The organism is Acinetobacter sp. 226 (assembly GCF_048147925.1).
GTDB lineage: Bacteria > Pseudomonadota > Gammaproteobacteria > Pseudomonadales > Moraxellaceae > Acinetobacter > Acinetobacter pecorum.
This window is the reverse complement of record NZ_JAYWYX010000032.1, coordinates 19,664-27,111: the sequence shown is the minus strand read 5'-3', so window position 1 is coordinate 27,111 and position 7,448 is coordinate 19,664. Positions and strand designations below refer to the sequence as shown.

The window sequence follows — 7,448 nt, the reverse complement described above, 5'->3', positions numbered from 1 at the left end:
TCTGATTCGTCTTAAAAATTACTATTATGCCTTTGCTTTAACAGACTTTTTTGTTTTTTTGTCGTGTGCAGAGAAGAGTAATAATCAAACTGAAAGTGAACTGAAAAAACATGGAAAAGATCAAAGCTGAATCATTACAACATGCACGTCACCAGATCGATGCCATTGATACAGCTTTAGTTGAGCTGATCGCTGCGCGTCAATTTTATGTTGATCAAACGACCCGTTTCAAGAAAACCGAGACCGATTTGCAGTCACCCGAACGTATGGAGCAGATTGTAGAAAATGTGAGAGCTCTGGCGCAAAAGCAGGGCGTTGATCAGGAATTTATAGAACATCTGTACCGTGAAATGTTCCATTACTTTATTCAACGTGAACTGAAAGAGTTTCGTCCTTAAGTGATGTTCAGATTCAATTTCTGCTGATGAATATGATGGTTTCTGGCATATCAAACTCGAGCCTCAAGATTTGCTTGAGGCTGTCTTCTTAAAAACCTGATTTTTCTCTATCAGCAATATCTATACCATGGTTCTAAATAAATTTAGGGCTATCGGATGATTGCTTTCGTTATTGCTGTTTTTGCTCTGGCTGGCCTCTGATTAAAGGCACGATTGGTTTAGGCCTGCCTGCAGTATCTATGGGTTTGCTGACCATATTTATGAGTCCTTTTCAGGCCGCGACCTTACTGATCGTACCTTCACTGCTAACCAATTTCTGGCAGTTATTTGCCGAAGGTCATGTCCTGCAATTAATCCGCCGTTTCTGGCTACTGCTGACCGGTATCATCATAGGTTCAGTATGGAGTATTTTTCCGACTTTAGGTCATGCTGAATTTCATAGTGAAGCCCTCTTGGGAGGAATGCTGGCCCTGTATGGTCTCTACGGTCTATACGCCAGAACAATGCCAGATTTGAGCCGGCATGAAACATGGCTCTCTCCGATGATGGGTTATCTGGGCGGAGCCTTGACCGTGGCGACCGGTGTCATCGTAATTCCGGTCGTGCCTTATTTACAGACTTTACATTTAAAACGTGACGATCTGGTTCAGGCTTTAGGCTTGGTATTTACCACCTCGACTGTATGTCTGGCCATCTTTCTGCATCAAAATCCTGTTGAAGATATCCCGACTGATTATACGATGTCAGCGATTGCACTCATTCCTGCGCTGATCGGGATGTGGTTCGGCAAGAAAATCCGCTATCGTATTCCTGAACAGAAATTCCGGACGGTATTTTTTATTGGCCTGATGGTCCTGGGCAGTTATATGATGCTGCATCAATTCGGCTGGATTTAATCCAGAATCTTTTGTAGATCTGCAGAAACTAAAAACTGGCTGAAGTGCCGATAAGTCGTATTGAGTTCATCAAAATTTTTTGCGGCCAATAACAGTTTGCGGTTAGCCCAGTCCCCATCCAGCTTGATCTGCCTAAATGCATATAGTTTTGCCAGACGTTGCGCGGCGCGTTTTGGCATGATGGCAATGCCTACACCATTGGCCACGACTTGGGCAACCGCTGCAAAATTCGGTAAACGCAGGCGGTATTGAATCTCACAGTTCAGCAAACGGGCCTGGGTTTCAATCGACTGCTGTAATGAGTGATATTGCATCAAACCGACAAAGGGGTAATTTAAACAGTCTGCTAATTTTAATGCCTGAATATGACTTAAATCATGCTGTTCCGGACAGATCAGGACCAAAGGATCATCTGCAAATTCCAGTGTCTGTAATTCAAATGCAGGGAAAAAGCTCGAGATTAGTCCGAGTTTGGCAGTACCGTTGTTTAAAGCTGTAATGATGTCATTGCTTTCTGCTTCTTTTAAATCAATCTGGATATGGGAATTTTTAACCAGATATTGTGGCAGCAGTAAGGGCAGGTATTCGCTCTGTGCTGAGGAATTACACCATAAACTGATGTTGGCGTTCAGTTCCTCGCCAAAGCTGGTCATGGCCTGAGACAGTTGGTGTCCCTGTTGCAAGAGCACTTGAGCATGATCAGCAAAGACCTGTCCTGCACAAGTCAGTTTCACCCCGCCTGAATGACGGGTAAACAGACTGACCTGATAGTGTTGTTCCAGCTTTTTAATCCGCTCACTGACCGCTTGCAGGGAAATGGCAGAGCGTTCAGCACCTTTGGTCAGACTACCTGTTTCGACAATATTGAGAAAAAGATCTAAATCAAAAAAATCCAGACGCATCGGCAGGATGCTCACACAAAAGATCAGCCTTATCTTAAACAATTCTTGTGCTATAAAAAAAGCAGCCATGTGGCTGCTTGAAAAATTAAGTCTGAGAATTATTTTTTATCGGCCAGACCAAAGAACCAGTTCAATAGAAGGGCAGCGAAAGTTGCGGTACCAATCCCACCCAGATTGAAGCTGCCAAAGGTCAGGGCAAAATCACCTGTACCCAGAATAATGGTCACCGCGGCTACCATCAGGTTTTTGTTCTGCGAGAAATCAACCTTGTTTTCAATCCAGATTTTGGCACCGGCAATGGTAATCAGACCAAACACCACAATCGAAGCACCCGTCAGAATCGCTGTTGGAATCGTGTGAATAATTGCACCAAACTTTGGCGATAACCCCAGAAACACGGCAAAGACACCCGCGACGGCAAAGATGATGGTCGAGTAGACCCGGGTGACGGCCATTACACCGATGTTTTCACCATAGGTGGTCATACCCGGCGCACCCACACTACCGGCCAGCGTCGTGGCAACGCCATCTGCAACAAAGGCTTTACCAATATATGGATCCAGATTTTCACCGGTCATTGCACTTACAGCTTTAATATGCCCCAGATTTTCAGCCACCAGAATCAGTGCAATCGGTGCAATAATCAGCATGGCGTTTAATTCAAAGGTCGGTGCGTGGAAAGTTGGTAAACCGAACCAGGCAGCTTGTTGCACGGGAAGGAAGTTGATGGGCGTGCCATAGCCCATGACATTGCTGAGTACAAAATAGATCAGATAGGCCAGGAGCAGGCCAATCAGCAGGAGCAGACGCTGTAACAAGCCACGGGTAAATACGGCAATTGAACCCATGCACAGGACGGTGACCAGGGACATCCACATATTAAAGGTATTGCCCATCACGCTTTTCACCGTAACGGGAGCAAGATTCAGGCCAATGATCATCACCACGGCACCGGTCACCACCGGGGGCATCAGCTTTTCAATCCAGCGGGTGCCCGTCGCCATGACCAGAAAGCCCATCAGCGCATAGAAGATACCACAGGCAATGATACCGCCGGCTGCAGCACCAATATTCGGATTGAGCCCGCCACCACCCGCATAACCGGTTGCTGCGATCACTACCCCAATAAAAGCAAAGCTTGAACCTAGATAACTTGGAACCCGGCCACCTGTGATCAGAAAGAACAGAATGGTACAGATCCCTGACATTAAAATTGCCAGATTTGGGTCAAAGCCCATCAAAAATGGTGCCAGTACCGTTGCACCGAACATGGCAAAGGCATGTTGTACCCCTAGGATCAGGGTCTGGGCAGGCGGTAAATACTCTGCGGTACCTACTGGTCGTGCATCGATACTACCCTCGTAAGGGCGCCATTTGGGAAACCAATTGGACATAAAATGAGCACTCGAAAGATAAATTGTGCACATCATACTCTTGTTTTTTTCAAGATTTAATTACCAGAACAAAAAATTTGTTCAAATTAATTCTATGACTTTATTTAATATTTTACCGTGCGGTAAAAGTTTTTAAAATTAAAACTAAAGTTAAATCAGTAGATTAATTCCCGAACAATTCATATTCAACTTCTATAACTAATTTTAATTTGATATATAAATAAAGCTTTTTGTAGCTATTGACTGGTCAATAAAAAAGCACATCGTATAGATGTGCTTTAAATTGAAGTCAGAAAATCAACCGGTATTGCGTAAACCGGCCGCAATTCCGGCAATACTGACCATCAGCGCATGATCCACCGGGGTGTTTTCGGCCTGTTGCTGTTCAAGATATAAACGGCGACGTTTCATCAGTTCGGCTTGCAGCAAGTGCAAGGGTAACAGATACGGTTTACGCACCTTCATGGACTGATCCAGTACGCCGTTGCTGCTCAGAAGTTTCGATTCACCTTTCAAGGTTAACAGGGTTTGTACGGCATCCTGCAAACGCTGGCGTAACGCTGTCCCCAGAATTTTCAGATCTTCATCCTGGGTCAGATGCGATTCGTAATAAAGTGCCACATGGGCATCGGCTTTAGAAAGTACCATTTCCAGCATATCAATCAGGGTCTGGAAATATGGCCACTCGGCCAGCATCTCATCGAGTACAGTACGCTGTCCCTGATCCAGGACTTCATTCAGTGCAGCACCGGTACCGAGCCAGGCAGGCAGCATCAGGCGGATCTGGGTCCAGGCAAATACCCAGGGAATCGCACGTAGGGATTCAATCCCGCCACTGACTTTACGTTTGGCGGGGCGTGAACCCAGAGGCAGCATCTGCAGTTCAAGCTCAGGGGTAACGGTACGCAGGTATTTTACAAAATGCGGATTTTCCCGTACGGTCTGGCGATAGACCTGAACCGACAGTTCGGTCATTTGATGCATCAGGTCGCGCCATTCCGGTTTTGGCTCAGGTGGCGGGAGCAGTGTCGCTTCCAGGGTTGCAGCGGTATAAATTTCCAGATTTTGCAGCGCGATTTCTTCCAGCCCGAATTTAAAGCGGATCATTTCACCCTGTTCAGTCACCCGGATCGTACCGGAAATAGAACCCGGTGGCTGAGAGAACAAGGCTTGCTGGGTGGGCGCACCACCACGGCTGATTGAACCGCCACGACCATGAAACAGGGTCAATTGCACGTCATGTTGCTGGGCAACTGCGGTCAGTTCTTCCTGGGCACGATACTGCGCCCAGTTGGCTGACATAAAACCGGCATCCTTGGCAGAATCCGAATAGCCAATCATGACTTCATGTTTGCCCTGAATATGCTGTTTGTACCAGTGCATATTGAACAGGGTCGACATGGTTGCGGCTGCACCATCCAGATCTTTTAAGGTTTCAAACAGAGGAACTACTCGTAACGCCTGCTCGATACCGGCTTCTTTTTGTAAAAGCAGTACCGCCAAGACATCACTTGGATATTCCGCCATGGAAATAATATAGGCACCCAGAGACTCGCTCGGCTGTTCGGCCAGTGTGCGCATGGTGGCAAAGACTTCCTGTACATCCGGATGTTCAATCAGGCTGCCGGCCGGTTCATTCAGATGTTTAGGCAGTAACGGACGCTTGCTTTGCAATTCCTGCAGTAAAAAGTTTTGACGGGCCTGTTCGGTCCAGGTTTCAAAATTCCCCAGTCCCAAATATTCAGTAATGGCTGAAATCGCCTGACGGTGACGCCCGGATTCCTGACGGATATCCAGTTTCAGTAGTTCGATCCCAAAACTGTTGACCCGGTAAATAAAGTCCAGCAGGCTGCCATTGGCAATTTCAGCCAGATTGCAGTCCATCAGCGAGCGGTAACAGGTCAGGAGCGGTTGTAAAAGTTCGTCTTTACTTTTAATCACCAGACTGTCATCGGCATCATTGCCTTTTAATTTTTCTGCCAGCCAGTGCCGCGTCGCTTTCAGGCGGGTACGGGTGTCACGTAAATATTCACGATAGGGTTCTGGATGGGGCTGGCCCAAGGCTTCGGAAATTTCCGGACTGCATTGCTGAATGGACAGTTCCCAGCGCAGGTTTTCAATATCGCGTACATAGAGATCGGCTGCTTTCCAGCGCGACAGCCACAGTACTTCCTGAGTGACGGTGTGGGTGACATTGGGGTTGCCATCGCGGTCACCACCCATCCATGAGGCAAAACGTACTGGTGCGACATCTAAGGGCAGGTTCTGGCCACATTGCGCCTGAACCATGCCATTTAGTTCGCGGATAAATTTCGGGACCGCATTCCACAGGGTCTGCTCAATAGTGGTAAAGCCCCATTTGGCTTCGTCAATCGGAGTCGGGCGATGCTGACGGATTTCATCGGTTTGCCAGGCGGAGCTGATCAGCTGTTTCAGGTCGGCCAGAACTGCCTGACGTTCACGTGGAGTCAGTTTCTGCTGGTCGAATTTGGACAGGGCATTATTGATGCCATCATATTTTTGAATCAGGGTACGGCGGCTGACTTCTGTGGGATGCGCGGTCAGGACCAGTTCAATTTTCAGTTCGCAGATTTGCTGATACAGCGTATCGGCAGAAATCTCCTGCTGTTTAAATTTTTCAAATAAAGGCACCAGAGGATTGGGCGATTCTGCAGTGTCATCAAACTCGCTCTGACGGCGACGACGTACCACATGATATTGTTCGGCAATATTGGCAAAGTTTAAAAAGTGGGTAAAGGCGCGGGTCAGCGGCAGGATTTCTGCATCTTCCAGACTCAAAAACAGCTGTTCCAGTTGTTTTTCTGCTTCGACCTGTCCATCGCGAGCGCCTTTGGACAGGGCACGGATCTGCTCGATCTGATTAAACAAATCCTGCCCGGCATGTAATTTTAAGGTTTCCCCAAGCAAATTACCCAGTAAGCGTACGTCTTCGCGTAGTGGTGCATCAATCTGTTGAATCATTTTTTATTCCCTCACATGCATGCTTTGACTATACCGCGACTGCATGACAATCCAAGTCCCTTAGAGACAAAAGTTGCAGAGCATTGGCTGCTTTTTTAGCAACTTTTAGGCCACATACGGTTATCGGTGATCAGTCCGAAGGAAAGGAGTTAATCCGGCAGGGCATATTTCAGCATAAACAGTTCAATCGCCTCGCTAATAATCTGTTGCTGTTCTGTGCTTGAAGGGGGAGGGCTGAGACCCAGCAGGATTTTCTGATGACGGGTTCCGGTCAGCAGGGACACGATCAGCTCGGTCTGTTTTTCTGGAAGATCGACCTGAATAAAGCGGTATTGCTGGGCCAGGTTAAAAAAATCATTCCAGACTGCATCCAGTTTGCTATGCGAGGCCTGATAAAACTGTTCTGCCAGAGGACTTTGCTGCGAGGCCAGTTCCATCAGCAACAGGTCCAGCTTGATCGCTTCAGGCAAATGAATAATATTTAAAGCGCGCTGACAGGCCTGATAAAACTCCTGTGTAAAGTCACTGCCTGGCTGCAAGAGCTGAGGATGTTCGTGCAGAATGGCTTCACAGGTATCCTCAATCGCACAGCTAAACAGGGTCGCCTTGTCCTGAAAATGATTATACACCGTCAGCTTGGTCACACCTGCCTCACGTGCAATCTGGTTCATGCTGGAGGCATGATAGCCATGCGCTAAAAATAGCGCTTTGGCCACACTCAGGATGCGCTGACGCTTTTCCAGATCCTTGGGTCGTCCTACAGGTATTTGCACAATTTCTTCCAAAAAGAGTCAACACGGTCATTGCTTTGAAGCTTGAGTTGTAATTAGTGTACCGGGTGGTATATTAATTAAAAAAACAGGCAATTCAATATAT

5 protein-coding genes and 1 pseudogene are annotated in these 7,448 nt (G+C 47.2%); 2 read left to right on the top strand and 4 right to left on the bottom strand.

Annotated elements, in window-relative coordinates:
- Nucleotides 1-110 precede the first annotated feature (110 nt).
- Both VXP95_RS13755 and VXP95_RS13750 read left to right on the top strand, forming a co-directional pair.
- Nucleotides 111-398: a chorismate mutase gene (locus tag VXP95_RS13755; protein WP_064096862.1), complete on the top strand. Its 288-nt coding sequence runs from the start codon at nt 111-113 to the stop codon at nt 396-398.
- 156 nt (nt 399-554) lie between these two features.
- Nucleotides 555-1,294: pseudogene (locus VXP95_RS13750) on the top strand (sulfite exporter TauE/SafE family protein).
- Here the strand turns inward: VXP95_RS13750 and VXP95_RS13745 are convergent.
- From VXP95_RS13745 to VXP95_RS13730, 4 genes are all read right to left on the bottom strand, one after another.
- On the bottom strand, nt 1,291-2,196 hold the full coding sequence (locus tag VXP95_RS13745) for a LysR family transcriptional regulator (protein WP_416712228.1): 906 nt from the start codon (nt 2,194-2,196) through the stop codon (nt 1,291-1,293). The pseudogene VXP95_RS13750 and the gene VXP95_RS13745 sit on opposite strands and share 4 nt — an antisense overlap.
- Before the next feature lie 98 nt (nt 2,197-2,294).
- Complete coding sequence (locus tag VXP95_RS13740; protein ID WP_064096865.1) at nt 2,295-3,590, bottom strand: solute carrier family 23 protein; 1,296 nt, start codon at nt 3,588-3,590, stop codon at nt 2,295-2,297.
- Between the two features lie 297 nt (nt 3,591-3,887).
- Entirely contained in the window at nt 3,888-6,572 is a 2,685-nt protein-coding gene (gene ppc, locus VXP95_RS13735) for a phosphoenolpyruvate carboxylase (protein ID WP_416681030.1), read from the bottom strand.
- A gap of 149 nt (nt 6,573-6,721) precedes the next feature.
- A complete protein-coding gene (locus VXP95_RS13730; protein WP_416681029.1) occupies nt 6,722-7,345 on the bottom strand; it encodes a TetR/AcrR family transcriptional regulator in 624 nt (207 codons plus the stop codon).
- Between the last annotated feature and the right edge of the window lie 103 nt (nt 7,346-7,448).

Bases quoted from the DNA above. Each gene is read 5' to 3' on its own strand.
- VXP95_RS13755 (WP_064096862.1), top strand. From the start codon at position 111: ATGGAAAAGATCAAAGCTGAATCATTACAACATGCACGTCACCAGATC.
- VXP95_RS13745 (WP_416712228.1), bottom strand. From the start codon at position 2,196: ATGCGTCTGGATTTTTTTGATTTAGATCTTTTTCTCAATATTGTCGAA.
- VXP95_RS13740 (WP_064096865.1), bottom strand. From the start codon at position 3,590: ATGTCCAATTGGTTTCCCAAATGGCGCCCTTACGAGGGTAGTATCGAT.
- ppc (WP_416681030.1), bottom strand. From the start codon at position 6,572: ATGATTCAACAGATTGATGCACCACTACGCGAAGACGTACGCTTACTG.